This window comes from Pseudomonas sp. A2, assembly GCF_023100865.1.
Lineage (GTDB): Bacteria > Pseudomonadota > Gammaproteobacteria > Pseudomonadales > Pseudomonadaceae > Aquipseudomonas > Aquipseudomonas asiatica.
Genome location: NZ_CP039127.1, coordinates 2,882,883 through 2,905,892 on the forward strand (window position 1 = coordinate 2,882,883; position 23,010 = coordinate 2,905,892).

A 23,010-nucleotide genomic window follows, 5' to 3' on the forward strand; every position below is an offset into this window, starting at 1 on the left:
TTTTAGGTTAAGTGTTGTTCTTAACTGGATGGGTCAATCCGCGACCCGGATGCTCAAGGTGTTGGCCATTCGGTTTCCCACCCCGGCACTCTGGTTCAACTGAATCACTCCACGGCTACCGGTGAATGCCTGGTCACTGGTGGTGACCTGGCGATGGCCAGTTGAAGTGTCAATCGGACCGGAGTTGTTGAGCAGCGCCACGTTCTGTTGCATGAGTACGCTGTCGTCGATGCTTTGCGGCTGGGCACCGAGGCTGATGCTCAGTGCGTTCGCTTGCTGGGTGTTGGCGCCGGCGCTCTGGTTGACACCCAGGGCGCCGCTACCGTTGCTGAAGGCGTCGCCCTGTATGGTCGAGCGCGCGTCCATCGCGGAAGTTGCGGGGGCGTTCAGCCGTTGGCGGATCTGCGTGGCGGCGCCAGCCTCGGGCCCTGCGGCGAAGGCGCGCGCGTTGGCCTGTTGCTGTTGGTCGCCGGCTGCCTGGTTGACCGACAGGTTGCCCTGGTAACGGCTGCCCGAGCTGTCGATGTCGGCGTTGTTGATCACGGGGACCGGGGATTGCGCGAAGGCCGATGTACTGCACAGCGTGACCAGGATCAGCAGCGTGTGCTTCATCTCACTTGCCTCCGGTCAGGATCTGCAGCGGCGCCAGGCCGCGCTGCACACTCGAGTTGACCATGTTCGAGATGCCATTTCCCGAGCCTGTACCGCGGCCACCGGCCAGGTTGGGCAGTTGGGACTGGTTATTGAGATTGCCGCCCAGGTTGTTGGTCTGCTGGGTAATCAGGGTGCTGATGCCCGCACCGCTGCTGATGTTGGCGAAGTCGCCATCACTCAGTTCGTTGGTTTGCTTGAGGATGTGAGCGGAAGGATTGGCATTGACGGTGGTGGGGTTGGGGTCGGGTCTTAACGGCGGGACCACAGCGTTGCGTGTCTGCACATCACGGGTTATCACGATGATGCCGTTGTCGGCCTGGGCCGTCAGGCTCAACGAACCCAGCACATAGCCCATCAGCAGCAGGTGATAAAGGCGTTTGTCAGTTTTCCTCACGACGGCAACTCCTTCAATGAGCGCTGGCCCTGTTCAGCGATGCGAACGAGGGAGCAGAAGGTGTGCCGCTTTTGAGAAGCGTTTTCAGATCAAAAGCTTAAGATGAGTACCATGCCAAGCTGCGGCGTATTCTGTCTCAGGGGTGAAACATGCAGCGGCGAGCGATGCAGGCAAAGCCAGTGTTGGCCTTGATTGGAAGGGTTTTTGCAGAAGTGTATCAGCAGCTTGACACTACCTTTGACGCAAGGAAAGACCCCATGTTTTCAGGGCCTTCGCCTAAAAGGGGTGTGTCGGTGAATTAACACTCGGCGGGGCAGGGTGGCGCATTGCTACCAATGAGCTTAGCTACTGTTTGAAGTGCCAGCAGCTGGCGTTGTGGCCAATTGCCCTCAATTATTTTGTACGCTTGCTCATGCCGTTGCAGCCAGTGCAGGCTGTCGTCGAAAAAGCGCTGGCGGTCGCGCAGTTCGGGCTGGCTGCGCTGGCCATCGGCAACCCAATCCACGCCTTGCGGGCTCAGCAGCAGGTGCAGGTGGTAATGCCGCGCCAGCAATGCCTGTTCCAGCCAGGCCGGGCAGTCGCCGAACAGGGCGTGGCTCCAGAGCATGTTGCTGAGCAGGTGAGTGTCGAGAATCAGCAGCGACGGTGCCTGCTCACGGGCCTGGTCTTCCCAGGCCAGCTGACCACGAGCGATGGCAGGGATATCGGCATAGCAGGTGTCGCGGCGTTCCTGATCGATGAAGTGGCGCACGTATTCGGCCACCACCACGCCGCCGAAATGCGCCTGGATCACACCGCTGAGCCAGCTTTTGCCGCTGGATTCCGGGCCGCATAGCACCAGTACTTTCATGGATTGTGCCGCGCTCATGGCTGCACCAACGCCGGGTCACGGCGCCATTCCAGCCAGCCGCGCACGGCGATCAGGGTGAGCACGGCGAAGAAACCGGCGGTGAAGTACAACTGCTGGTGCAGGTACTGGCCCACGTAGACGATATCTACCACTACCCACAGCGGCCAGCACTGCAGGCGCTTCTGCGCCATCCACAGTTGTGCCACCAGGCTGAAGCCGGTCAGGGTGGCGTCCAGCCAGGGCAGGGCGGCGTCGGTCCAGGTGGCCATCGCCGCGCCCAAGGTGGCGCTCAACAGCACCCCGCCGGCCAAACCGACGAGCCATGCCGGGCGCCGCAGGCGGGTGACCTGGCGGGCGTCTTCAGCATGGCCCGGGCGCTTCCATTGCCACCAGCCGTAGACCTGCAGGATGGCATAGGCCAGTTGCAGCAACATGCCGGAGTACAGCTTCACCTCGTAGAACAGCCAGCCATAGATCAGCACCATGACCAGGCCGATGGGCCAGCACCAGGCATTCTGCTTGACCGTGAGCCAGACAGCGGTGACGCCGAGGACGGCGGCGATGAGTTCAAGGCCGGACATCGGCGATCCTTGGAGACTACGGGGGAGGGGCGCGATTGTAGCTGGTCGGCCGGGGAAGGTGTAGGGCGTTGGGGCCTTTGGGGCCACTCCCATAGGACTGCACATAACTTTGAGTCAGCAGGGATCCTGTGGGAGCGGCTTTAGCCGCGAACACCGGCGCAGCCGGTGCCAAGCACTGCGCTGGGTTCTTCGCGGCTAAAGCCGCTCCCACAGGGTACGCGGATTGCTTGCAATTTCAGTTATCTAGGCGACAGCGCAGCCCAAAGGGCTTGGCCATCTCCCACTGGGGCTTGGCCTTATACGCGGAACTGCCGCAACAGCTGCTCCAGCTCTTCGCTCAACCGCCCCAGCGCCATCCCGGCATCGCTGGACTGCCGCGCCGCGTCGGCGGTCTGCTGAGACAACCCGGCAGTATCCAGCACGTTGCGGTTGATCTCTTCTACCACGTGCGACTGCTGCAAGGTGGCGCTGGCGATGGAGGCATTCAACGCCGTGAGGTTGTTCAGTGATTGGTTGATGGCCTCCAGGCTGGCACCGGCCTCGCGGGCCTGCTCGACCGTCTGGCGCGAGGCCTCGCTGCTGGTATCGATGGCTTTGACCGCGGCGTCCGACTGGCTTTGCAGGTGCTCGATCATGGTATGGATCTCGGCCGTCGACTGCGCCGTGCGCTGGGCCAGCAGGCGCACCTCGTCGGCGACCACGGCAAAGCCACGGCCCTGCTCGCCGGCCCGCGCCGCCTCGATGGCCGCGTTCAGCGCCAGCAGGTTGGTCTGTTCGGCGATGGAGCGGATCACATCCAGTACACCACCGATGCGCGTGCTGTGCCCTGCCAGTTCACGGATCACCTGCACGGCCTGGTCGATGGTCAGCGACAGCCGGTCGATCTGCGCCAGGCTGCCGTGAATGGCCTCCTGGCCGTGTGCCACCTGCTGTTGCGCGGTGCGCATTTCACCAGCGGCCTGCTCGGCGGTCTTGGCCACGTCATGCACGGCGTAAGTCACTTCGTTGACCGCGGTGGCCACCTGGTCCATCTGCAGCGATTGCTGGGCGCTGTGCTGCTGCGCGGCACCGGCGTTGTCGCCGACATGCCCGGCGGACCGGGCCAGGGCATGGGCCGCGCCTTGTAACTGGCCGACCACGCCCTGCAGCTTGCCATTGAAGCGGTTGAAGTGCTCGCCCAGGTGGGTGATTTCGTCACGGCCGTGAGTGTCCAGGCGTCGAGTCAGGTCGCTTTCTCCACTGGCGATGTTGCCCATGGCCTGCACTGCTTCCTGCAACGGGCGGGCGATGCTGCGCGCAATCAGCATGACCACCAGTGCCATCAGCAGGGCGATGGCCACGCCCACCAGCGAGGCGTCGCGCAACTGGCGGGTGAATTCGGCCTGCACGTCATCGACGTACACGCCTGAGCCGATGATCCAGCCCCAGGGCTTGAACAGCTGGATGTAGGACGTCTTGGCCACCGGCTCGCTGGCACCGGGCTTGGGCCAGCGGTAGTTGACCGGCCCGGCGTCCTGCTGCCGAGCCAGGGCGACCATCTCGTTGAACACGGCAAAGCCGTCGGGGTCGCGGATGGCCGACAGGTCCTGGCCGTCGAGCTTGGGGTTGGCCGGATGCATGATCATCTTCGGCCCCAGGTCGTTGATCCAGAAGTAGTCGTTCTGGTCGTAGCGCAGCGCGCGTACCACTTGCAGCGCCTGTTGCTGGGCCGCTTCACGGCTGAGTGTGCCGGCTGCCTCCAGGCCTTGGTAATAGGCCAGCACACCGGCTGCGGTCTGTACCACGTGGCGGGTCTTTTCCGCTTTGGCCTGGTACAGGTCACCGTGGATCTGGCGCAGCATCAGCAGGCCCAATACCACCAGCATGGCCACCGCCACCAAAAGGATCAGCCACAGACGGCGGCTGATAGACATCGATCTCAGGGTTTTCATACCACAGCTCCCGCATTGTTCTTTTTATTCAGGCGCATCCAAGCATGCTTTGCGCGAGGCCCCCACACGACTAATGGCTAAGTGCTATCCATTCAATAGTCTGCAGCAGTTTGTACAAGGTGATTGCGAAGGCGCTCTGCTAGGATTTCGGCCGCGCAAGATGAAACCTTTAGGCGGCGTGAACTTTTCTACTGGCATTACGCCCAACAGTCGCTGTAAAACAGCCGGGCCGCGCGCGGCAATTTCAAGCAAATCAAGAACAAGGGGCCTGCAACGAGCAGTGCTCCATCGGGGGAACGATGGATTTTTGGACTGCCTTCCAGGCAATCATCTTAGGCGTGGTCGAAGGGCTGACGGAGTTTCTGCCAATCTCCAGTACCGGTCACCAGATCATCGTCGCCGACCTGATCGGGTTTGGTGGCGAACGGGCCATGGCTTTCAACATCATCATTCAGCTGGCGGCGATCCTGGCGGTGGTGTGGGAATTCCGCGGCAAGATCTTCGACGTGGTCTTCGGCTTGACCAGCCAGCCCACGGCGCGGCGTTTCACGGGTAACCTTTTGCTGGCGTTCCTGCCGGCAGTGGTGCTGGGCGTGCTGTTCGCCGACCTGATCCACGAATATCTGTTCAACCCGATCACCGTGGCGGCTGCGTTGGTGGTGGGCGGGGTGATCATGCTCTGGGCCGAGCGTCGCGAGCACCGTGTGGAGGTGGACCACGTGGACGACATGCGCTGGAGCCACGCGCTGAAGATCGGCTTCATCCAGTGCCTGGCGATGATCCCGGGCACTTCGCGCTCCGGTTCGACCATCATCGGTGGCCTGCTGTTCGGCCTGTCGCGCAAGGCAGCGACCGAGTTCTCGTTCTTCCTGGCGATGCCGACCATGGTCGGTGCGGCAGTGTATTCGGGCTACAAGTACCGCGACCTGTTCCAGCCTGGTGACCTGCCGGTATTTGCCATTGGCTTCGTGACTTCGTTCATCTTTGCCATGATCGCCGTGCGTGGCCTGCTCAAGTTCATTGCCAACCACAGCTACGCGGCGTTCGCCTGGTATCGCATTGCCTTTGGCCTGCTGATTCTGGCGACCTGGCAGTTCGGCTGGGTTGACTGGGCGACGGCCCATGGCTGAGGTGGCACGGGGGCAAAGGGTGGAGGGCGTACGTAATGTGCGCCTGAAGCTGCTGCTGTTGGGCCTGCTGTGCCTGCTGCCCGCCCTGGGCGCGGCGCGCATGGCCTGGGTCGACCAGGCCTGGTGGCCGCTGGCGTTGTACCCGGCAATGAGCCTGATCAGCCTGCTGCTGTATTGGCAGGACAAACAGCAGGCGCGTACCCAGGCCTGGCGTACGCCCGAGAAGGTGCTGCATGCCAGTGAGCTGCTGGGCGGCTGGCCTGGGGCACTGCTGGCGCAGCAGCTGTATCGACACAAGACTCGCAAGGTTTCGTACCAGCTGGTGTTCTGGGGGATTGTGCTGGTGCACCAGGTGTTCTGGGCGGACTGGCTGTTTCTTGGCGGGCGGTATCTGCCCTTCAGTTGATATGTGACTGTGCCGGCCCTTTCGCGGGTAAACCCGCTCCTACAGGTACAGCACAAGACTTCAGACCAGTGGAGAACCCTGTGGGAGCGGGTTTACCCGCGAAAGGGCCGGCACAGGGAATTCACATTAGCAATCCCACCTGCAACCGCTTCGGCAACCGCCGCACCACCAGCTGGTGCGAGCGCTGCAACAGATCACACAGCTCCTCACGCCCCATGGGGTAGGGCGATGCCATGCTGATCCACCGCGCCCGTGCCAGATACGGCGCAGGCCGCACCCCCGGGCGGTCGCAGTAGCCAAGAAACAGTTCGTCGGCCACTTTGAACGACAACCCCGCACCCGCCAGGTCGAGCACCGCGAACATCTTGTTGCCCGCCACCGAGAACACCCGGATGCCGCCCCATTTGTAGTCTTCCCGCGCACCCGGCAGGCTCAGGCAGAACGTTGCCACCTGGGCTTCGCTCATGTTCCGCTCAGACATACTTTTCTCCACAGGCCTCGAACGACGCCGCCAGGTGGTCGATCCATACCCGTACCGCAGGCAGCAAGCCGCGCCGGTGCGGATACACCGCCTGCAGGTAGCCACCCGGCAGCGACCAGTCCGGCAGCAGGCGCACCAGTTCGCCGCGCGCCAGTTCTTCTTCACAGAACATGCTGGGCAGCGCGGTAAACCCGAGGCCTGCCCGTACAGCAGCATTACGTACTACGAAATCATCGATGGCAAGGCGCGGTTCCAGGGCGATTTCCTGCTGTTTGCCGTGGGGGCCGAACAGGCGGAAGTGTACCAGCCGGTCCGCCTCGGCAGCGCCCAGCACCGGCAATGATGCCAGTTGGCCCGGTTCGCGGATGTGGTCGGCGAAACCGGGCGCTGCAACCAGTTGCATCTGCGCCTGGCGCAGGCGGCGGGTGACCAGGGCCGGGTCTTCATCGCCCAGGTCGCGTACCCGCAGGGCCACGTCGATACCTTCGGAAATCAGGTCGACCCGGCGGTTGAGCAGCACCATGTCCAGTTGCACCAACGGGTACTGCGCAAGAAAGCGGCTGATCACATCCGGCAGAAAGGCGTGGGCCAATGCCACCGGGCACGACACCCGCAAGCGCCCGCGCGGTTCGCTGCTCATGCTGGCCACGGCTTCGTCGGCGGCTTCGGCTTCCAGCAGCATGGCCTGGCAGTGATGCAGGTAGCGCTCGCCCACCGCGGTGAGCTTCAGTTGCCGTGTAGTGCGTTGCAGCAGGCGCGTGCCCAGGCGTTCTTCAAGCTCGGCGATACGCCGCGACAGGCGCGACTTGGGGATGCCCAGCTGGCGGCCGGCTGCGGCGAAACCGCCGGCTTCGACCACGCGGGCGAAGTAGAAAAGGTCGTTGAGGTCTTGCATGGGAATGTCTCACTGTTCCACCAGTAGGACAAACTAACGCATTTTTGCTGCCTTATCAGCCATTGTTGATGTCGGTAGGATTCTCCCCATCGTGATCGCCCAATGTCGCGGTCTTCATTCACAGGAGAATCCCATGAAACTGTTGCACATCGATTCGAGCATCCTGGGCGACAATTCCGCCTCCCGCCAACTGAGCCGTGAAGTGGTTGAAGCCTGGAAGGCCGCCGACCCGAGCGTGGAAGTGGTGTACCGCGACCTGGCCGCTGACGCCATCGCCCACTTCTCCGCGGCTACCCTGGTAGCGGCTGGCACCCCGGAAGACATGCGCGACGCAGCCCAGGCCTTCGAAGCCAAGCTGAGCGCGGAAACCCTGGAAGAGTTCCTGGCTGCCGATGCCGTGGTGATTGGTGCGCCGATGTACAACTTCACCGTGCCGACCCAGCTCAAGGCCTGGATCGACCGCGTTGCCGTCGCCGGCAAGACTTTCCGCTACACCGAAGCCGGCCCGGAAGGCCTGTGCGGCAACAAGAAGGTAGTGCTGGTGTCCACTGCCGGTGGCCTGCACGCTGGCCAGCCGACTGGCGCCGGGCATGAGGACTTCCTCAAGGTATTCCTGGGCTTCATCGGCATCACCGACCTGGAAATCGTCCGCGCCCATGGCCTGGCCTATGGCCCTGAGCACCGCAGCCAGGCGATCGATGCTGCCCAGGCGCAGATTGCCAACGAGCTGTTTGCTGCTGCCTGATCGAAGGTACGCGATCGAATGTAGGAGCGGCCTTGTGTCGCGATGGGCCGCGAAGCGGCCCCAGAATTCTCGGCATCAACGCTGAAATCCTGGGGCCGCTTTGCGGCCCATCGCGACACAAGGCCGCTCCTACAATGATCGCGTCGGCCTGGTGTCAGGCCACTGGAATAGCCGGGTCAGCCGCTGCCAGCGCCGCAGCACGTTCGGCCGCCGGCGGATAGATCCACACTGTATTGATCTGCGCCTTCAACACCTTGGCTTCGGCCTTGTCCTCCGGTGGCGACACCGTGCGTTCCCACCCTTCGGTATACACCGCCCCCCAGGCCCCAAGGTCCAGGCAGGTCACGTACTTGGGCTGGCTGTAGGTCTTCGGTGCCACGCCAATCAGCTCGGCCGCCGCATTGTTGCCCGCATGACGCCCCAGCGGAATCGCATGCTGGCAGGACATCACCGCATGATTGCCAGCCTCGTCGCAGGCGGCGTAGGCCACATCACCCGCCGCGTACACGGCATCATTGCCTTTCACCTTGAGATTGCCATCGACATGCAAGCGGCCCTGGCGGTCGCGCTCGCCACTGATCTGTTCGGTGAGCGGGTTGGCCTTGAAGCCCACGGTCCAGATCACCGTGCTGGCGTCGATGCGCTGGCCGTTGTCCAGCACCACGCCGGCAGAATCGACCGAGGCTACCGTGGCACCACAGATCCACTCCACGCCAAGGGCCTCGGAGGCCTGTTCGATGGCGGGGCGGATGCCTTCACCCAGGGCCGCGCCAATCCTCGCGCCACGGTCGACCACCACCACGCGCAACGCCGCGTCCTCGCCGAGGATTTCGCGCAGGCGGGCCGGCAGTTCGGTGGCGGTCTCGATGCCGGTAAAACCACCACCGGCCACCACCACGGTATTGCGCGCCGGTGTGTCGGGCAGGTTGGCCAGTGACTTCAGGTGGGTTTCCAGGCGCGCGGCGCTGTCGAGCTTGTCGACATCGAACACATGCTCGATGCCGACCATGTCGGGCCGGTTGAGCACGCTGCCGCAGGCCATGATCAGGCGGTCGTAGGGCAGGGTGCATTGGGTTCCGCTGCGGGTGCGATAGCCCACACGGCGGGCCGCTTCATCTATATGAAAGGCCGTGCCCTGCACGAAGCGCACGTTGGCGGCATCGAACAGCTCCTGCAACGGCGCGGCCATGGTATGTACGTCGGGTTCGTAGAAGCGCGGGCGCACATGCAGCTCGGCCTGGGGTGCAAGCAAGGTGACCTCGACATCCTTGCGGCCATGGAGGTCAAGCTGGCGGGCGGCGCTGAGCGCGCTCCACAGGCCGGCAAAGCCCGCGCCTATGATCAGGATCTGCTTCATGGTTGTGCTCCTCTAAAGTTCGGTTAACAAGGTAGACCCTGTTGCTGGATATTGGGGAGCGAGCATGCTTCAGAATGTTGGCGGCGTGATCACCCAGATCACCACGGCATCGACTTCACCGGGGTTGCCGTAGCGGTGCGGTTCCTGGCTCGAGAAGCTGAAACTGTCCCCTTCACCCAGCTGGAAATGCCGCTCGCCCACCCACAGCTCGAAGCTGCCGCTGAGGATGTAGCCGGCCTCTTCACCGTCGTGGCTGTAGCTCTGTTGGCTGTAGCTGCCCGGAGGGAAGCGCGAATGCAGGATTTCCAGCTGGCGGTTGGGCTGGGGCGTGAGCAGTTGATCGACGATACCGTCTTCGTAATGCACGCTCAGGCGGCTGTTGCGTCGTACCACATAGCCCTGGTCTTCGGGCGCAGTGATGGCTTCGCTGGCGAAGAACCACTGGATGGTCACCCCCAGGCTGCGAGCGATGTTGAACAGCGCCGGAATCGATGGATAGGAGAGGTTGCGCTCCAGCTGGCTGATGTAGCCGGCGGTCAGCTCACTGTGCGCGGCCAGCTCCGCCAGGGTCATGCCACGGCGCTTGCGCAGGCCTCGAATGCGGCTGCCGAGAAACTGCGGCGCGGCGCCCCCGGCTTCGCTGGCGGGGGGCTGGGGGAGTTGGCTCATGCACGTCGGTCCATCGTAAAAGCCGCAGTATGTACAGCCTCAGAGCGCCCAGGCAACCGTCAGGCCATCGTGAATCGCTTCTTCGGCGGTACGCGGCGCCAGGCAGTCGCCAATGCGGCGCACCTCGACCAGGCCGGCCAGCTCCGTTGCCAGGCGGTCTTCCGGTTGATGGCCCTGGCACAGTACCAGGGTGTCGATGCCTTCGAAGATCATCGGCTCGCCGCTGGCGGTGTGCTGCAGGTACACCGTGTTGTCGTCGCAGCCATACAGGCGGGCATACGGTGTGATGGGAATACCCAGGCGATGCAGCTCGCCGGCCAGTTGGTCGCGCACGTACAGCGGCAGGCTTTCGCCGCAATGGGTGCCATTGACCGCCAGCTGCACCTGGTGGCCGTCGCGTACCAGGCGTTCGGCGATGCCGGGGCCGATCCAGTCGCAGCGCCAGTCGATCACCAGTACCGAGCGGCCCGGTTTTGCTTCACTGCGCAGTATTTGCCAGGCATCCACCACCTGTAGATCACCGGTGCGCTCGAAGGCCGGCCAGTAGGGGGTGGCACCGGTGGCGGCGATCACCAGGTCGGGGCGTACCCGTTCGACCAGTGCGCGGTCGACTCGAGTATTGCGCACCACTTCCACGCCCGCCAGGGCCATTTCCCGTTGCAAGTTGGTGCTGGCGCCACCGAACTCGCTGCGCCGTGGCAGCAACTGGGCCAGCAGCACCTGGCCACCGAGCTGCGGGCCAGCCTCGTACAGCGTGACCTGATGCCCGCGCGCAGCGGCCACGGCGGCGGCTTTCATGCCGGCGGGCCCGCCACCGGCCACGAGGATGCGCTTGGGGCGGGTGGTGGGTGGCAGTTGCTCGTAATGCAACTCGCGGCCAGTCTCCGGTCGCTGGATGCAGGAAATGGGCAGGCCGCGGTGGAAATGGCCGATGCAGGCCTGGTTGCAGGCGATACAGGCACGTACGTCCTCGACCTGGCCATGCTCGGTCTTGTTGGGCATCTGCGGGTCGCATATAAGCGCGCGGGTCATGCCGCAGACGTCGGCCTGGCCACGGGCCAGGATCAGTTCGGCTTCCTGAGGCTGGTTGATACGCCCGGTGACGAACAGCGGGATGCCCAGGTGTTGTTTGAAGGTGCCGGCCTCACGGGCCAGGTAGGCCGGTTGAATGGCCATCGGCGGCACGATATGCACGGCGCCGCCGAGGGACGCCGACGTGCCGGCAACGATGTGCAGGTAGTCGAGCTGGCCTTGCAAGGCAACCGCTGCGGCCAGCGATTCATCCTCGCTCAGCCCCTGGCTGTCGCGCTCGTCGGCACTGATGCGCAGGCCGATGATGAACTGCTCGTCGGTAGCCGCGCGTACGGCGGCCAGCACTTCGCGCAGGAACCGCAGGCGCTGCTCCAGCTCACCGTTGTAGCCATCCGAGCGCTGGTTTACCCGCGGGTTGAGGAACTGCGCAGGCAGGTAGCCATGGCTGGCCACCACTTCAACGCCATCAAGCCCGGCCTGGTGCAGGCGGCGGGCAGCGCTGGCATAGCCCTGGACGATCTCGTCGATCATTGACTGGTCCAGCGCGCGCGGCATCACCCGGAAGCGTTCATTGGGTACCGCGGACGCCGAGTAGGCCACCGCCAGCAAACCGTCCGCCGATTCCATGATCTCCCGCCCGGGGTGGAACAGTTGCGACAGCACCACGGTGCCATGCTCATGGCAGGCTTCGGCAAGCTGGCGGTAGCCGTCGATGCAGGCATCGTCGGTGGCCATCAGCACATGCGAGGTGTAGCGAGCGCTGTCATGCACCCCGGCCACCTGCAGCACGATCAGGCCGACGCCACCGGCGGCGCGGGCGCGCTGGTAGGCGATGAGCTTGTCGTTGACCAGGTTGTCGGTAGGCAGGCAGGTGTCGTGGCCGGTGGACATGATGCGGTTCTTCAAGCGTTTGCCGCGGATCTGCAAGGCTTCGAACAGATGAGGGAAGGCGGTCTGCATACAGGCGGCTCCGGTGCGATGTTGTTCTTGTTTTTTTATAAAAGTGTAGCGCCAGTAAAAAATCAACTTGTTTTTTTACTGGTCGGCGACTAGGTTTTTCTCACCCTCGTGGCGAGGGCGTGACCTCACAACAACAAGAAAACGGGCCCCTCGGGCACCGGCAGGAGGCAACTACGATGCAGGTATTCCCACGTGTAAGCAGCCTTTGCGCAGCGTTGCTGGCCATGGGCCTGGGCAGTGCGCAAGCGGCACCGCAGATGGTCGTGGTCGGCTATGGTGGTGCCGGCCAGAAAGCTCAGGACGAGGCGATCTTCAAACCGTTCAGTGCCCAGGATGGCAGCAAGCTGATCCAGAGCGAGTACAACGGCGAAATGGCACGGATCCAGGTAATGGCCGACACCGGCAATGTCGACTGGGACGTGGTGCAGATAGAAGGGCCTGACCTGATGCGCGGCTGCGACGAGGGCGTCTACGAGCAGTTGGACTGGCAGCGCATGGGCCATGCGGATGAACTGATTGCCGATGCCGCACAGGCCTGCGGCTCGGCCGCACTGGTATGGAGTGTGGCGATTGCCTATGACCGCAGCAAGCTGGCCCAGGCGCCTGCGTCGTGGGCCGACTTCTGGGACGTGAACAAGTACCCTGGCAAGCGCGGCCTGCGCAAGCGTGCGGTGTACAACCTGGAGTTCGCCCTGATGGCAGATGGGGTGAAGGTCGAGGATGTGTACCAGGTACTGGCCACCCCGGCAGGGGTCGAGCGTGCCTTTGCCAAGCTCAGCGAGCTCAAGCCGTATATCCAGTGGTGGGACGCCGGCGCCCAACCTGCCCAGTGGCTGGCGGCGGGAGACGTGGTGATGACCTCGACCTATAGCGGGCGCATCGCCGTCGCGGCCCAGCAGGGCAGCCCGCTGGCGGTGGTCTGGCCTGGCAGCCTGTATGGCATGGATTACTGGGCGATCATCAAAGGCTCGCGGCATGTCGACCAGGCCAAGCGCCTGATTGCCTACGCCAACCAGCCGGACACCCAGGTGCGTTATGTGCAGCAGATTCCCTATGGGCCGACCAACACCCAGGCGGCGGCGAAGCTAGACCCGTCCCTGGCCAGCTGGGTGCCTACTTCGCCGCAGAACCTGCAGGGGGCGTTGGCGATGAATGTGGAATTCTGGGTCGACCATGGCGAAGAGCTGGAGCAGCGCTTCAATGCGTGGGCCAGCAAATAGCGTACTGCAAAGGTATGACGATGATGACCACAACGGAACAAAGCCTGCGCCAGGAGCTGGCCGCCTGTTATCGGCTGATCGCCCATTTCCGCATGAGCGACCTGATCTTCACCCATATTTCCCTGCGCCTGCCGGGGCCGGAGCACCACTTCCTGATCAATCCGTACGGCTTGCTGTTCGATGAGATCACGGCCTCCAGCCTGGTGAAGATCGACCTGCAGGGCCGGCCGGTTGAAGCGACGCCGCACCCGGTCAACCCGGCCGGTTTCGTCATCCACAGCGCCATCCATGCTGCCCGCGAGGATGCCCATTGTGTGTTGCACACCCACACCCGGGCAGGTTGTGCGGTGGCGGCGCTGGAATGTGGGCTGCTACCGCTCAACCAGATGTCCATGGAGTTTTATGGCAAGGTGGCATACCACGCCTATGAAGGGATTGCGCTGGACATGGATGAGCAGCGAAGGCTGGTAGCCGACTTGGGCGACAAGCCAGTGATGATTCTGCGCAACCATGGCCTGCTGACTACCGGGCGCAGCGTGGCCGAAGCGTTCCTGCGCATGTACTACCTGGAGAAGGCGTGCGAGATCCAGTTGGCGGCACAGAGTGCCGGGCAGGTGATTTTACCGCCAGCCGAAGTGTGCGCGCATACCGAGCGGCAGTTCAATGAGCCTGGACGAGGGTTGAAACAGGGCGAACTGGCGGATCCGGATGCGTTGCAGCTGGCATGGGCGGCATTATTGCGGATGCTGGAAAAGGTCGCACCTGGATACCGGAGCTGACGCGCTCCACCAATCACCTCGGCAACCCTTGCACGATAACAGTCACTGTTGCGCACCTCTGGGCCGCAACTGTGCTGGTCCCTGTCAAAGGAATAGCCTTATGCTGTAACGAAATATGTCTAGAAAGTTTGAAGAAGGATGTCGCAATGCCACTCAAGGATCTGCTCATCGCCCTGGTGGTGATTGTCGCCTGGGGAGTCAACTTCGTGGTCATCAAGGTTGGCCTCGATGGCTTGCCGCCGATGTTGCTGGGGGCATTGCGCTTCTTGCTGGTGGCGTTCCCGGCGATCTTGCTGGTCAAGCGGCCGAAGTTGCCCTGGCGCTGGCTGATCGCCTACGGCGCGACCATTTCGTTGGGCCAGTTCGCTTTCCTGTTCCAAGCCATGTACAGCGGCATGCCGCCAGGGCTGGCCTCGCTGATCCTGCAATCGCAGGCGTTCTTCACCCTCGGCTTCGCCGCGTTGTTCCTTGGCGAGCGGCTGCGCCTGGCCAGCGTACTGGGGCTGCTGGTGGCCGCCAGCGGCCTGGCCCTTATCGGCAGCGAAGACGGCGGCCATGTGCCGATGTTGGCGCTGGTACTGACCCTGTGTGCCGGCGCGATGTGGGGCATGGGCAACATCATCACCCGGCGCTTTGGCTCGGTTGACCTGGTGGCGCTGGTTATCTGGGGCGGGCTGATCCCGCCACTGCCGTTCCTTGCGTTGTCCTGGTGGCTGGAGGGGCCGGAGCGCATCGGCCACGCCATTGCCAATATCAGCTGGAGTTCGGTATTGGCCCTGGCTTACCTGGCGTTTGTCGCCACCATGCTCGGCTACAGCCTGTGGAGCAAGCTGCTCTCGCGCCATCCGGCCGGCAAGGTTGCGCCGTTCTCGCTGCTGGTGCCTGTGATTGGCCTGAGTTCGTCGGCGTTGTTGCTGGGCGAGCGTCTGACCGCGACCCAGGGCTGGGGCGCATTGCTGGTGATGGCCGGGTTGCTGGTGAACGTGTTTGGCGCCCGCATTGGCCAACGGCTGCGCGCGGTTAGCGCGTAGTTGATCCTTCAACCACTGCCCGACTGAAAATCGCAAGCCAGCGCAATCCCTGTGGGAGATTGCCCAGCCCTTTTGGGCTGCGCTGTCGCGCAGAGAACAGATATCGCTCGTCTGACGCGTCCTTTGTAGGAGCAGCCTTGTGCTGCGAAGAGGCCGGTACAGGCAACAGACAGGCTTTGTCAGTAGCGGCCTCTTCGCAGCACAAGGCTGCTCCTACAGAACCTCGCCGAACCAATGAGTCATGTGTTGTTCTGTGGGAGCGGGCGTGCCCGCGAACACGGGCGAAGCCCGTGCCAACCACCGCGGTGCCTGCTTCGCGGGCACGCCCGCTCCCACAGTGACTGCATATCTGCGAGTGGATTTGCGCTCTGTTAGAATCGGCCTCTTTTGCCAGGCCAATGGAGCGCACCCCATGATCATTTCCACCACCAGCCAGCTCGAAGGCCGCCCGATTGCCGAATACCTGGGTGTGGTCAGCTCCGAATCGGTGCAGGGCATCAATTTCGTGCGCGATTTCTTTGCACGTTTTCGTGACTTCTTCGGTGGCCGTTCGCAAACCCTGGAAAGCGCACTGCGCGAAGCCCGGGAGCAGGCCACCGAAGAACTGAAGGCGCGGGCACGCCAGTTGCAAGCCGATGCGGTAGTGGGGGTGGATTTCGAGATCAGCATGCCGTCGGTACAGGGCGGCATGGTCGTGGTATTTGCTACCGGTACAGCGGTGCGCCTGAAGTAGAGCGTCTGCCGCTGGTCGGGTCCAAGGCTTCGGTCTGGGCGGTCCGCAAATGACCAGCTAGTCTCACTTTCACAGGTCGCGTTTGGTAGAGCAACTGTTCTGGTTGCCGACGCGTCCGCCACTGGAGGGAGACAGGGCATGAGCGAATCCTTTTTCGAAGACCTGAACGACGCGTTCCCGATCAACAGCCAGGTGCGTTGCGGCCAAGCGGCATTTCGCCTGGGCTTCGCCCACATGACGCTGGATGATTCCGAACAGCTACAGCCTGCACACCTGCAGCGCAGCAAAAAAGGCCGCTTCATGCCGCGGGTTCCGCTCAAGAAGTGATCCCGCTCCAGCAAAACCCCGCCGAATGGCGGGGTTTTTATTGCCATTTCTTGATCCGCCTCATGGCATTGCCGGGTAGCACTCGCAGGATGGCAAAGGCTGTGGTTTTCTTGCGCGGCATTCCAGCAACGGAGGATTGAATGCTCATGCGAGTCAGGGAAGAGACCTATTGGCAATGGGCCGACGCACAGCTGCACAGCCGCTGCCACGACGAAGCACTCAGTGACGGCACCACGCTCGACGTGCAGGTGCGCCTGTCGCGCCTGGGGGCGACCCAACTGTTTTTGGGGTTGTACGCCGGTGATGGGCGAGCGTTGCTGGAGGAGTATTACCCCGCACGCCCAGGCGAGACCATGACTCGCGCCCTGGTGTGGGGTGTAGACCGCGCTCGGGCGATGGCAACCGGCGCCTTGCCGCTGCCGGAACCCCGCAGCCAGCGGCGCCAGGCATGAAAAAGCCCGGCCTGTGAGGGCCGGGCTCAGGTAAAGGTGGGAACCCTCAGTTGAGCGGTTCGATCACCTTGACTGCCTGCTGCTCACGGGCAGCGGGCCATTCTTGTTGCAGGGTCTGCAGAACGCGGCCGACGAACTCGGTGTCGGCGGCGGCCTTCTTGCCGACGTAGCCTTGGCCACGGCGGTAGACCTTGAAGCGGGCACGCATGCTGGGCAGGTGCTCTTCGAATTCATCTTCGACGGTGTTCGGTGGCAGGCGGTCGAGGCGCACTTCACCGGTCTGGCTTACCCACAGCAGATGGTCGTCAAGGCTGTCCTTGCGTACGGCGAACAGCTGGGCCAATTGGTCGATAGTCGGATTGTTGTTCAAGTTCATCATAAAGCCCCCATTACCCATTCGTAGGTGATTTTTCACAGTTGGCGCTACCACGGTGTAGCGCACTACCAAGGCTGCTACAGCAGCATCGCAACAGGGGCTTTCTCACGCTGCCTTTTGGACAGTTTCCCTCTCCACGGACGGCCTGCGTTACCGCGCAGGCCGTCTGGAACACCCTTGCCACCGCTCCCGATCAGGGAGACGGCTTCATCATGCCCAAGGGCGATGAACGGCGTCAACCATTTTGTAGTGAATATTTTTGCTCACTACATTGTGTCGTTTTGTTCGACAATCGCTGCCCGCACTACAGCCCGGAGAGAATGTCGAAGGCTGCGCGCACCCGGGCTTCGTTCGGGTAGTTTCGGTTGGCCAGCAACACCACGGCCAGTTGTTCGGCGGGCACGAACGCGGCGTAGGCGCCGAAGCCATTGGTCGAGCCGGTCTTGTTGTACCAGGCTGCCGACAGCGGCGGCACGGCTGGTTGCAAGCGTGTGGTTGCCTGCGGTTCACGGATTAGCTGCGGGCCGTTGCCATCGATCAGTGCGGCCAGCGTGACCGGGTAGGGGTAACGCTCCCAGCCCAGGCCCTGGGTCATGGCGCCGACCTGGAAGTAGCCCCGCTGGGTGATGGCCGTGGCTTGTGCCAGCGCCGGTGGCAGCCCCTCTGGCTGCATGTGCAGGCGCACATAGCGCAGCAGGTCGCTGGCGCTGGTCTTGATGCCGTAGGCTTCGTCGGCGTAAGGGCCGGGGCCGACACGCACCGGCTTGTCGGCACTGTCGTAGCCCTGGGCATACAACCCCTGGGCGCTGGCCGGGACCTGCAGATAGGTGTTTTCCAGGCCCATCTGTTTCAGCAGGCCCTCGCTCATCAGCGTGGAAAACGGCTGATGCTGCGCTCGGGCGGCCAGGTCACCGAACAAGCCCAGGCTGGGGTTCGAGTAGCAGCGCTGGGTGCCGGGTTTGGCGCGGGGTTGCCAGTGACGGAAGAAATCGACCACCTGCGGCGGCGTCTGCACCGCATCCGGGAACTGCAACGGCAGGCAGTCGGCACTATAGGCGCCCAGTTCCAGCACGCTTGCGTCGCCGATGGGGGAGCCGGCGAGGGCAGGGTGATAGCGCTTGGCCGGGGCATCGAGGTCCAGTTTGCCTTCGGCACTGGCCAGTGCGGCCAAAGTGGCGGTGTAGGTCTTGCTCAGCGAGCCGATCTCGAACAGCGTGTCGCGGCTGACCGGCACATTGTCTGCCTTGCTGGCCACGCCATAGCTGAAGTAGTGCGCGTGGTTGCGAGCATAGATAGCCACGGCCATGCCGGTGATGCCTTGCTCCTGCATCAGCGGGCGGATGATCTGGTCGACCTTGGCCTGCAACTGGTCGTCGGCCTGGGCGGCACTGTGGCCCAGGGTGAGAGTGATGGCGGCTGCAAGTGCAGCCAGGCGGGAGAGGGGCATGAGCGGGTCCTGTGCTGGAGCGTGTCCGTTGAGCGACACCGGTGGGGGTTCCGGCGTTAGCGGCGAAAAACCGAAGACCTTATCGTCTGCCCTTGCACAATGACAAGACGGAAACTGTGATGAAGTATTTGCGCATGTTATTCGACAATTTCACCCTGGCCTTGCTCGGGGTGGTGCTGATTGCCACCGTGCTGCCTTGCTCGGGCGACGGCGCGGTGTATTTTGGTTGGCTGACCAACCTGGCCATCGGCCTGCTGTTCTTCCTGCACGGCGCCAAGCTGTCGCGCGAGGCGATCATTGCCGGAGCGGGGCACTGGCGCCTGCACTTGCTGGTGTTCTCCTGCACCTTCGTGCTGTTCCCGCTGCTGGGCCTGGCGTTCAAGCCACTGTTCGTGCCGCTGGTGGGCAACGAACTTTACCTGGGCGTGCTCTACCTGTGTGCCTTGCCGGCTACCGTGCAGTCGGCCATCGCCTTCACTTCGCTGGCGCGTGGTAACGTTCCGGCGGCCATTTGCAGTGCGGCGGCATCCAGCCTGCTGGGTATCTTCCTCACGCCGTTGCTGGTAATGATGTTGCTGGGGGCCAGCGGTGATACTGGTTCTGGTCTGGATGCGGTGCTGAAGATCACCCTGCAGCTGCTGGTGCCGTTCGTGGCCGGGCAGGTCGCCCGGCGCTGGATCGGTGCCTGGGTCAAGCGCAATGCGCGCTGGCTCAAGGTGGTGGACCAGGGTTCGATCCTGCTGGTGGTCTACACCGCGTTCAGCGAGGCGGTGGTCACCGGGCTGTGGCACACGGTATCGCCGCAGCACCTGGCCGGGTTGTTTGCCGTGTGCGGGTTTTTGCTGGCAGTGGTGCTGTACGGTACACGGCTGCTCGGCAAGTTGCTGGGCTTTGACCTGGAGGACCGCATTACCATCCTGTTCGCCGGTTCGAAGAAGAGCCTGGCTACCGGGGTGCCGATGGCGCAGGTGCTGTTCGTCGGCAGTGGCATTGGCGCGATGATCCTGCCGCTGATGCTGTTCCACCAGATTCAGCTGATGGTCTGTGCAGTGCTGGCGCAACGTTATGCCAGCCGTGAGCAGGTGGCTGAAGAAGCTTCGGCGGCGTCCTGACACCTGGTTTGGCCACTGATGCGGTCGCCATGTAGGAGCGGCCTTGTGTCGCGAAAGGGCCGCAAAGCGGCCCCGGCAATATTTGCTCCAAGCTGAAATCGAGGGGCTGCTGCGCAGCCCTTTCGCGACACAAGGCCGCTCCTACACGGCGACCGCGCAATGACCAGGAATTATCTGGCCTGCCCTGAACCACGCTCGCGCAGCGCCTTGCCTACCTCGGCCTCGATCTTGTAGGCCGGCGCTTCCAGGTCGTCGTAGTTGCGCGTGTAGCGCCGGGCGAACTCTTCTACACCCAGCTGCTGATACTGCTGCACATGCTTGAGCTCATGTGCCCACAACGCCACGTTGTCCTCGGCATCGGCGGGGCGGCGGAAGATGATCGTGTCGATCAGCGTCACGGCGTTCACATCGGGGTTCTGCAGCAGCGCATTGGCCGCGCTCATCTGCTGTTCGTCACCCACCCGGAAGCGCGCCGCGTCGAGCACGGCAAAGTCGTACCAGGGTTCGAGTTGCGCACGGATATGCAACGGGATCGGCTCGACGCCGCTGGCGGTGGCTTCGTCGCGGGCCTGCTGCAAGGCGTAGGTCAGGCTGGACGAAGCCAGTACTTCCACGTCCTTGAAAATCTGCCCGGCCTGGCCGGGGTCGATAGGCGCACAGAAACATCCCATCAGGCACACCTGGTATTGCCCTGGCGGGCAGGCCTGTTCGGCGAGTGCAGGCAAGCTCAGCAGTAGCCCCAGCAGTAGACTAATTCGCTTCATGCAGGGCCTTCTCGACAAAGTGGCGGCTGGCGTCCAGTACCTGCGACTGCACGCTTTCCGTGGCCAGCATGCGCCCGACCAGCAAGGCACCGACGCACTGGCTGATCAGCACCCAGGCCAATTCGCTGTCTTCCAGGGTCGCGCTCCAGGCCTGGTGCAGCTCCACCAGCCAATGCTCGGCCACGGCGCGCACGGGTGCTTCGGCCCGGGCAATCTCCACCCCCAATGGCGGCAGCGGGCAGCCACCTTCGGCATTGTGCAGGTGGGCCAGGCTCAGGTACTGCTGCAGGCAACGGCCCAGGCGTTCGCGACTGGCGCCCTGGTTTGCCAGGCGCGCCAGCGGGCTGTTGCACAATTCCTGCCGCACTACCTCGGTGAACAGGTCGTCCTTGGACGGGAAGTGGTTGTAGAAGGCTCCGCCGGTCAGGCCGATCGCCTTCATCAGCCCGGCTACGCCGGTGCTGGAAAAGCCCCCGCGTTTGGCCAGCGCGCCGCTGCTGGCCAGCAGCCGCTCGCGGGTTTGCTGCTTGTGTTCGTTGGTGTAGCGCATTCAGTTGCCTCTGCAGGCGGGCTTGACGGTGGCGGCGATCATAACATAGCGTTCGTTTACTAAACGATCATTCACCAATGGAGACAGGCATGACAGAACAACAAAAAGTGGTGCTCGTGATTGGCGCGGGGGATGCTACCGGCGGCGAGATCGCCAAGCGCTTTGCCCGCGAGGGCTACATTGCCTGTGTTACCCGGCGCCAGGCTGACAAGTTGCAGCCGCTGCTGGACGAAATCCGTGCTGCCGGCGGCCAGGCCCACGGGTTTGGCTCCGATGCGCGCAAGGAGGAGGAGGTGGCGGCGCTGGTCGAAACCATCGAGCGTGATATCGGCCCGATCGAAGCGTTTGTGTTCAATATCGGTGCCAATGTGCCCTGTAGCATTCTTGAGGAAACCCCACGCAAATACTTCAAGATTTGGGAGATGGCCTGTTTTGCCGGTTTCCTCACCGCCCAGGCGGTGGCCCGGCGCATGGTCCAGCGCGAGCGTGGCACCATCCTGTTCACCGGCGCCACCGCTGGCACTCGTGGCGCGGCGGGCTTTGCGGCATTCGCCGGGGCCAAGCACGCTTTGCGCGCCCTGGCCCAGAGCATGGCGCGCGAGCTAGGGCCGCGGAACATCCATGTCGCCCACGTGGTGGTTGACGGGGCCATCGACACCGCCTTCATCCGTGACACTTTCCCCGAGCGCTACGCCCTCAAGGACCAGGATGGCATCCTCGACCCGGCCCACATCGCCGACAGCTACTGGTTCCTGCACGCCCAGCCCCGCGACGCCTGGACCTTCGAGCTGGACCTGCGCCCCTGGATGGAACGTTGGTAAGCCCCTTTCACCGAGCAAGGACCGTAACCACATGAACAAGACTGTCGATTTCTTTTTTGACCTGGGCAGCCCGGCCAGCTATCTGGCCTGGACCCAACTGCCTGGCCTGTGTGCGCGCCAGGGTGCCACGCTGCGTTACCGGCCGATGCTGCTGGGCGGGGTTTTCCAGGCCACCGGCAACGCCTCGCCGGTGATGATCCCGGCCAAGGGCCGCTACATGTTCACCGACCTGGCGCGCTTCGCCGAGCGCTACGGGGTACCGTTCGGGTTGCCGCCGGGGTTCCCGGTCAATACCTTGACCCTGATGCGTGGGGCAATGGGCACCCAGCTGCGTTCGCCGGAGCGGTTCGAGGCGTTGCTGGCGGTGCTGTTCAATGGTCTGTTTGCTCAGCGCCGCAACCTGGGCGACAACGCCGTCCTCGACGACACGCTGAGCCAGGGCGGCTTCGACCCGCAGGCATTTCGCGCGCTGGCGGGTGACGACGAGGTGAAGTCCGCGCTGAGGCACGCGACCGAAGCTGCAGTGGAGCGCGGGGTGTTCGGCGCGCCGACCTGTTTTGTCGGTGACGAGATGTTCTTCGGGCAGGACCGTTTGGACTTTGTCGAAGAGGCCCTGCGTCAGGGCGCCGGCAGCCCTACCTGAAGGCGCCTCTCCCACAGGGTTGGCGCGTTTCCTGTGGGAGCGGCTTCAGCCGCGAACACCGGCAAAGCCGGTGCCATCTCAATGCATAAAGCAGTCAGAAGTTCGCCGGGGTGTTGGCGCTGATGATTTCGGCCTCGTCCGGGCCGATGTTCTTGAAACTGTGCGGCAGGGTAGTGGGGATGTAGTAACCGTCGCCCGAGTTGAGCACGCTCACCTGGCCATCGACCCACAACTCGACGGTGCCGCGTGTGACCAGGCCACACTCCTCACCCTCGGCATGCACGATCGGCTCGCCCGAATCGGCACCCGGTGCATACAGTTCACGCAGCATGCGCATCTGCCGGCCTTCGACGCTGGCGCCAACCAGCAGCATGCGCAGGCCGTTGCGGCCCAGATCTGGCTGCTCGCCGCCACGGAACACGTAGCGCTCTTCGCGCACCGGCTCGTCGAAACTGAAGAACTCCGCCAGGCTCATCGGAATGCCTTCGAGCAGTTTTTTCAGGGAGCTGACCGAAGGGCTGACGCGATTCTGCTCGATCTGCGAGATCGTCGAATTGGTCAGCCCGCTGCGGCGGGCCAGTTCCCGTTGGGAGAGGTTGTTGCGTTCACGCACCAGTTTGAGTCGCGTCCCCGTGTCCATAGCCGCCTTGTAATCAGAGGTGTCAATAAT

27 protein-coding genes are annotated in these 23,010 nt (G+C 63.4%); 12 read left to right on the top strand and 15 right to left on the bottom strand.

Features of this window, described 5'->3' with window-relative positions:
• Positions 1 to 33: 33 nt before the first annotated feature.
• The 5 genes from E5221_RS13420 to mcpP all read right to left on the bottom strand — a co-directional run bounded on the left by E5221_RS13420 (position 34) and on the right by mcpP (position 4,410).
• Positions 34 to 612 carry a hypothetical protein gene (locus E5221_RS13420; protein ID WP_061552172.1) on the bottom strand — a complete coding sequence of 193 codons (579 nt, stop codon included), beginning with the start codon at positions 610 to 612 and terminating at the stop codon, positions 34 to 36.
• A gap of 1 nt (position 613) precedes the next feature.
• Positions 614 to 1,048, bottom strand: coding sequence for a hypothetical protein (locus E5221_RS13425; protein WP_015270165.1), 435 nt, complete (start codon positions 1,046 to 1,048; stop codon positions 614 to 616).
• A 298-nt stretch (positions 1,049 to 1,346) separates the two neighbouring features.
• Positions 1,347 to 1,916, bottom strand: a complete 570-nt coding sequence (locus tag E5221_RS13430; RefSeq protein WP_061552173.1) for an AAA family ATPase — start codon at positions 1,914 to 1,916, stop codon at positions 1,347 to 1,349.
• Positions 1,913 to 2,479, bottom strand: a complete 567-nt coding sequence (gene pnuC / locus E5221_RS13435) for a nicotinamide riboside transporter PnuC (protein WP_247847641.1) — start codon at positions 2,477 to 2,479, stop codon at positions 1,913 to 1,915. The genes E5221_RS13430 and pnuC overlap by 4 nt, the downstream gene beginning before the upstream one ends.
• 296 nt (positions 2,480 to 2,775) lie before the next feature.
• The gene (gene mcpP / locus E5221_RS13440; RefSeq protein WP_247847642.1) at positions 2,776 to 4,410 is read right to left on the bottom strand and encodes a methyl-accepting chemotaxis protein McpP; all 1,635 of its coding nucleotides are present in this window, start codon (positions 4,408 to 4,410) and stop codon (positions 2,776 to 2,778) included.
• A gap of 299 nt (positions 4,411 to 4,709) precedes the next feature.
• On the opposite strand from mcpP, the gene E5221_RS13445 reads away from it, so the two are divergent.
• Both E5221_RS13445 and E5221_RS13450 read left to right on the top strand, forming a co-directional pair.
• Positions 4,710 to 5,540, top strand: coding sequence for an undecaprenyl-diphosphate phosphatase (locus E5221_RS13445; RefSeq protein WP_003258998.1), 831 nt, complete (start codon positions 4,710 to 4,712; stop codon positions 5,538 to 5,540).
• Entirely contained in the window at positions 5,533 to 5,946 is a 414-nt protein-coding gene (locus tag E5221_RS13450) for a DUF1294 domain-containing protein (RefSeq protein WP_023660800.1), read from the top strand. Before E5221_RS13445 ends, E5221_RS13450 begins: the two co-directional genes overlap by 8 nt.
• A gap of 121 nt (positions 5,947 to 6,067) precedes the next feature.
• Here E5221_RS13450 and E5221_RS13455 read toward each other — a convergent pair whose 3' ends face one another.
• Both E5221_RS13455 and E5221_RS13460 read right to left on the bottom strand, forming a co-directional pair.
• A complete protein-coding gene (locus E5221_RS13455; protein WP_247847643.1) occupies positions 6,068 to 6,427 on the bottom strand; it encodes an MmcQ/YjbR family DNA-binding protein in 360 nt (119 codons plus the stop codon).
• Positions 6,420 to 7,322 (bottom strand): LysR substrate-binding domain-containing protein, encoded by a 903-nt coding sequence (locus E5221_RS13460; RefSeq protein ID WP_013972466.1) that lies wholly within the window; start codon positions 7,320 to 7,322, stop codon positions 6,420 to 6,422. The genes E5221_RS13455 and E5221_RS13460 overlap by 8 nt, the downstream gene beginning before the upstream one ends.
• Before the next feature lie 133 nt (positions 7,323 to 7,455).
• On the opposite strand from E5221_RS13460, the gene E5221_RS13465 reads away from it, so the two are divergent.
• A complete protein-coding gene (locus tag E5221_RS13465; protein WP_003258995.1) occupies positions 7,456 to 8,067 on the top strand; it encodes an FMN-dependent NADH-azoreductase in 612 nt (203 codons plus the stop codon).
• A 154-nt stretch (positions 8,068 to 8,221) separates the two neighbouring features.
• On the opposite strand, the gene E5221_RS13470 is transcribed toward E5221_RS13465, so the two are convergent.
• From E5221_RS13470 to E5221_RS13480, 3 genes are all read right to left on the bottom strand, one after another.
• Positions 8,222 to 9,424 (bottom strand): NAD(P)/FAD-dependent oxidoreductase, encoded by a 1,203-nt coding sequence (locus E5221_RS13470; RefSeq protein ID WP_247847644.1) that lies wholly within the window; start codon positions 9,422 to 9,424, stop codon positions 8,222 to 8,224.
• Between the two features lie 69 nt (positions 9,425 to 9,493).
• A complete protein-coding gene (locus E5221_RS13475; protein WP_015270174.1) occupies positions 9,494 to 10,093 on the bottom strand; it encodes a cupin domain-containing protein in 600 nt (199 codons plus the stop codon).
• 39 nt (positions 10,094 to 10,132) lie between these two features.
• The gene (locus E5221_RS13480; RefSeq protein WP_247847645.1) at positions 10,133 to 12,085 is read right to left on the bottom strand and encodes an FAD-dependent oxidoreductase; all 1,953 of its coding nucleotides are present in this window, start codon (positions 12,083 to 12,085) and stop codon (positions 10,133 to 10,135) included.
• Positions 12,086 to 12,261: 176 nt separating this feature from the next.
• Here E5221_RS13480 and E5221_RS13485 point away from each other — a divergent pair, with 176 nt between their 5' ends.
• From E5221_RS13485 to E5221_RS13510, 6 genes are all read left to right on the top strand, one after another.
• A complete protein-coding gene (locus E5221_RS13485) occupies positions 12,262 to 13,305 on the top strand; it encodes an ABC transporter substrate-binding protein (protein WP_182328811.1) in 1,044 nt (347 codons plus the stop codon).
• A 23-nt stretch (positions 13,306 to 13,328) separates the two neighbouring features.
• Positions 13,329 to 14,084, top strand: coding sequence for a class II aldolase/adducin family protein (locus tag E5221_RS13490; RefSeq protein WP_061302371.1), 756 nt, complete (start codon positions 13,329 to 13,331; stop codon positions 14,082 to 14,084).
• A gap of 146 nt (positions 14,085 to 14,230) precedes the next feature.
• Positions 14,231 to 15,115: an EamA family transporter gene (locus E5221_RS13495; RefSeq protein WP_003258991.1), complete on the top strand. Its 885-nt coding sequence runs from the start codon at positions 14,231 to 14,233 to the stop codon at positions 15,113 to 15,115.
• Between the two features lie 412 nt (positions 15,116 to 15,527).
• Complete coding sequence (locus tag E5221_RS13500; protein WP_003258990.1) at positions 15,528 to 15,848, top strand: YbjQ family protein; 321 nt, start codon at positions 15,528 to 15,530, stop codon at positions 15,846 to 15,848.
• 138 nt (positions 15,849 to 15,986) lie between these two features.
• Complete coding sequence (locus tag E5221_RS13505; protein WP_003253897.1) at positions 15,987 to 16,175, top strand: hypothetical protein; 189 nt, start codon at positions 15,987 to 15,989, stop codon at positions 16,173 to 16,175.
• Positions 16,176 to 16,315: 140 nt separating this feature from the next.
• The gene (locus E5221_RS13510) at positions 16,316 to 16,627 is read left to right on the top strand and encodes a hypothetical protein (protein WP_023663278.1); all 312 of its coding nucleotides are present in this window, start codon (positions 16,316 to 16,318) and stop codon (positions 16,625 to 16,627) included.
• Between the two features lie 46 nt (positions 16,628 to 16,673).
• Here the strand turns inward: E5221_RS13510 and E5221_RS13515 are convergent, their stop codons facing one another.
• Both E5221_RS13515 and ampC read right to left on the bottom strand, forming a co-directional pair.
• Complete coding sequence (locus tag E5221_RS13515; protein WP_003253895.1) at positions 16,674 to 17,006, bottom strand: hypothetical protein; 333 nt, start codon at positions 17,004 to 17,006, stop codon at positions 16,674 to 16,676.
• Positions 17,007 to 17,307: 301 nt separating this feature from the next.
• Positions 17,308 to 18,450: a class C beta-lactamase gene (ampC, locus tag E5221_RS13520; RefSeq protein ID WP_247847646.1), complete on the bottom strand. Its 1,143-nt coding sequence runs from the start codon at positions 18,448 to 18,450 to the stop codon at positions 17,308 to 17,310.
• Positions 18,451 to 18,569: 119 nt separating this feature from the next.
• On the opposite strand from ampC, the gene E5221_RS13525 reads away from it, so the two are divergent.
• Positions 18,570 to 19,562: a bile acid:sodium symporter family protein gene (locus E5221_RS13525; protein ID WP_182328813.1), complete on the top strand. Its 993-nt coding sequence runs from the start codon at positions 18,570 to 18,572 to the stop codon at positions 19,560 to 19,562.
• 170 nt (positions 19,563 to 19,732) lie between these two features.
• Here the strand turns inward: E5221_RS13525 and E5221_RS13530 are convergent, their stop codons facing one another.
• Together E5221_RS13530 and E5221_RS13535 are read right to left on the bottom strand one after the other, a co-directional pair.
• Positions 19,733 to 20,326, bottom strand: coding sequence for a DUF4157 domain-containing protein (locus E5221_RS13530; RefSeq protein ID WP_043935589.1), 594 nt, complete (start codon positions 20,324 to 20,326; stop codon positions 19,733 to 19,735).
• Positions 20,313 to 20,876: a TetR/AcrR family transcriptional regulator gene (locus E5221_RS13535; protein ID WP_247847647.1), complete on the bottom strand. Its 564-nt coding sequence runs from the start codon at positions 20,874 to 20,876 to the stop codon at positions 20,313 to 20,315. Before E5221_RS13535 ends, E5221_RS13530 begins: the two co-directional genes overlap by 14 nt.
• Before the next feature lie 89 nt (positions 20,877 to 20,965).
• On the opposite strand from E5221_RS13535, the gene E5221_RS13540 reads away from it, so the two are divergent.
• Both E5221_RS13540 and E5221_RS13545 read left to right on the top strand, forming a co-directional pair.
• Positions 20,966 to 21,697 carry an SDR family oxidoreductase gene (locus E5221_RS13540; protein ID WP_013972478.1) on the top strand — a complete coding sequence of 244 codons (732 nt, stop codon included), beginning with the start codon at positions 20,966 to 20,968 and terminating at the stop codon, positions 21,695 to 21,697.
• 31 nt (positions 21,698 to 21,728) lie between these two features.
• A complete protein-coding gene (locus E5221_RS13545) occupies positions 21,729 to 22,340 on the top strand; it encodes a 2-hydroxychromene-2-carboxylate isomerase (protein ID WP_247847648.1) in 612 nt (203 codons plus the stop codon).
• Between the two features lie 94 nt (positions 22,341 to 22,434).
• Here the strand turns inward: E5221_RS13545 and E5221_RS13550 are convergent, their stop codons facing one another.
• Positions 22,435 to 22,980, bottom strand: a complete 546-nt coding sequence (locus E5221_RS13550) for a cupin domain-containing protein (protein WP_003248033.1) — start codon at positions 22,978 to 22,980, stop codon at positions 22,435 to 22,437.
• Positions 22,981 to 23,010 lie beyond the last annotated feature (30 nt).

Bases quoted from the DNA above. Each gene is read 5' to 3' on its own strand.
- E5221_RS13420 (WP_061552172.1), bottom strand. From the start codon at position 612: ATGAAGCACACGCTGCTGATCCTGGTCACGCTGTGCAGTACATCGGCC.
- E5221_RS13430 (WP_061552173.1), bottom strand. From the start codon at position 1,916: ATGAGCGCGGCACAATCCATGAAAGTACTGGTGCTATGCGGCCCGGAA.
- pnuC (WP_247847641.1), bottom strand. From the start codon at position 2,479: ATGTCCGGCCTTGAACTCATCGCCGCCGTCCTCGGCGTCACCGCTGTC.
- mcpP (WP_247847642.1), bottom strand. From the start codon at position 4,410: ATGAAAACCCTGAGATCGATGTCTATCAGCCGCCGTCTGTGGCTGATC.
- E5221_RS13445 (WP_003258998.1), top strand. From the start codon at position 4,710: ATGGATTTTTGGACTGCCTTCCAGGCAATCATCTTAGGCGTGGTCGAA.
- E5221_RS13450 (WP_023660800.1), top strand. From the start codon at position 5,533: ATGGCTGAGGTGGCACGGGGGCAAAGGGTGGAGGGCGTACGTAATGTG.
- E5221_RS13455 (WP_247847643.1), bottom strand. From the start codon at position 6,427: ATGTCTGAGCGGAACATGAGCGAAGCCCAGGTGGCAACGTTCTGCCTG.
- E5221_RS13460 (WP_013972466.1), bottom strand. From the start codon at position 7,322: ATGCAAGACCTCAACGACCTTTTCTACTTCGCCCGCGTGGTCGAAGCC.
- E5221_RS13465 (WP_003258995.1), top strand. From the start codon at position 7,456: ATGAAACTGTTGCACATCGATTCGAGCATCCTGGGCGACAATTCCGCC.
- E5221_RS13470 (WP_247847644.1), bottom strand. From the start codon at position 9,424: ATGAAGCAGATCCTGATCATAGGCGCGGGCTTTGCCGGCCTGTGGAGC.
- E5221_RS13475 (WP_015270174.1), bottom strand. From the start codon at position 10,093: ATGAGCCAACTCCCCCAGCCCCCCGCCAGCGAAGCCGGGGGCGCCGCG.
- E5221_RS13480 (WP_247847645.1), bottom strand. From the start codon at position 12,085: ATGCAGACCGCCTTCCCTCATCTGTTCGAAGCCTTGCAGATCCGCGGC.
- E5221_RS13485 (WP_182328811.1), top strand. From the start codon at position 12,262: ATGCAGGTATTCCCACGTGTAAGCAGCCTTTGCGCAGCGTTGCTGGCC.
- E5221_RS13490 (WP_061302371.1), top strand. From the start codon at position 13,329: ATGACCACAACGGAACAAAGCCTGCGCCAGGAGCTGGCCGCCTGTTAT.
- E5221_RS13495 (WP_003258991.1), top strand. From the start codon at position 14,231: ATGCCACTCAAGGATCTGCTCATCGCCCTGGTGGTGATTGTCGCCTGG.
- E5221_RS13500 (WP_003258990.1), top strand. From the start codon at position 15,528: ATGATCATTTCCACCACCAGCCAGCTCGAAGGCCGCCCGATTGCCGAA.
- E5221_RS13505 (WP_003253897.1), top strand. From the start codon at position 15,987: ATGAGCGAATCCTTTTTCGAAGACCTGAACGACGCGTTCCCGATCAAC.
- E5221_RS13510 (WP_023663278.1), top strand. From the start codon at position 16,316: ATGCTCATGCGAGTCAGGGAAGAGACCTATTGGCAATGGGCCGACGCA.
- E5221_RS13515 (WP_003253895.1), bottom strand. From the start codon at position 17,006: ATGATGAACTTGAACAACAATCCGACTATCGACCAATTGGCCCAGCTG.
- ampC (WP_247847646.1), bottom strand. From the start codon at position 18,450: ATGCCCCTCTCCCGCCTGGCTGCACTTGCAGCCGCCATCACTCTCACC.
- E5221_RS13525 (WP_182328813.1), top strand. From the start codon at position 18,570: ATGAAGTATTTGCGCATGTTATTCGACAATTTCACCCTGGCCTTGCTC.
- E5221_RS13530 (WP_043935589.1), bottom strand. From the start codon at position 20,326: ATGAAGCGAATTAGTCTACTGCTGGGGCTACTGCTGAGCTTGCCTGCA.
- E5221_RS13535 (WP_247847647.1), bottom strand. From the start codon at position 20,876: ATGCGCTACACCAACGAACACAAGCAGCAAACCCGCGAGCGGCTGCTG.
- E5221_RS13540 (WP_013972478.1), top strand. From the start codon at position 20,966: ATGACAGAACAACAAAAAGTGGTGCTCGTGATTGGCGCGGGGGATGCT.
- E5221_RS13545 (WP_247847648.1), top strand. From the start codon at position 21,729: ATGAACAAGACTGTCGATTTCTTTTTTGACCTGGGCAGCCCGGCCAGC.
- E5221_RS13550 (WP_003248033.1), bottom strand. From the start codon at position 22,980: ATGGACACGGGGACGCGACTCAAACTGGTGCGTGAACGCAACAACCTC.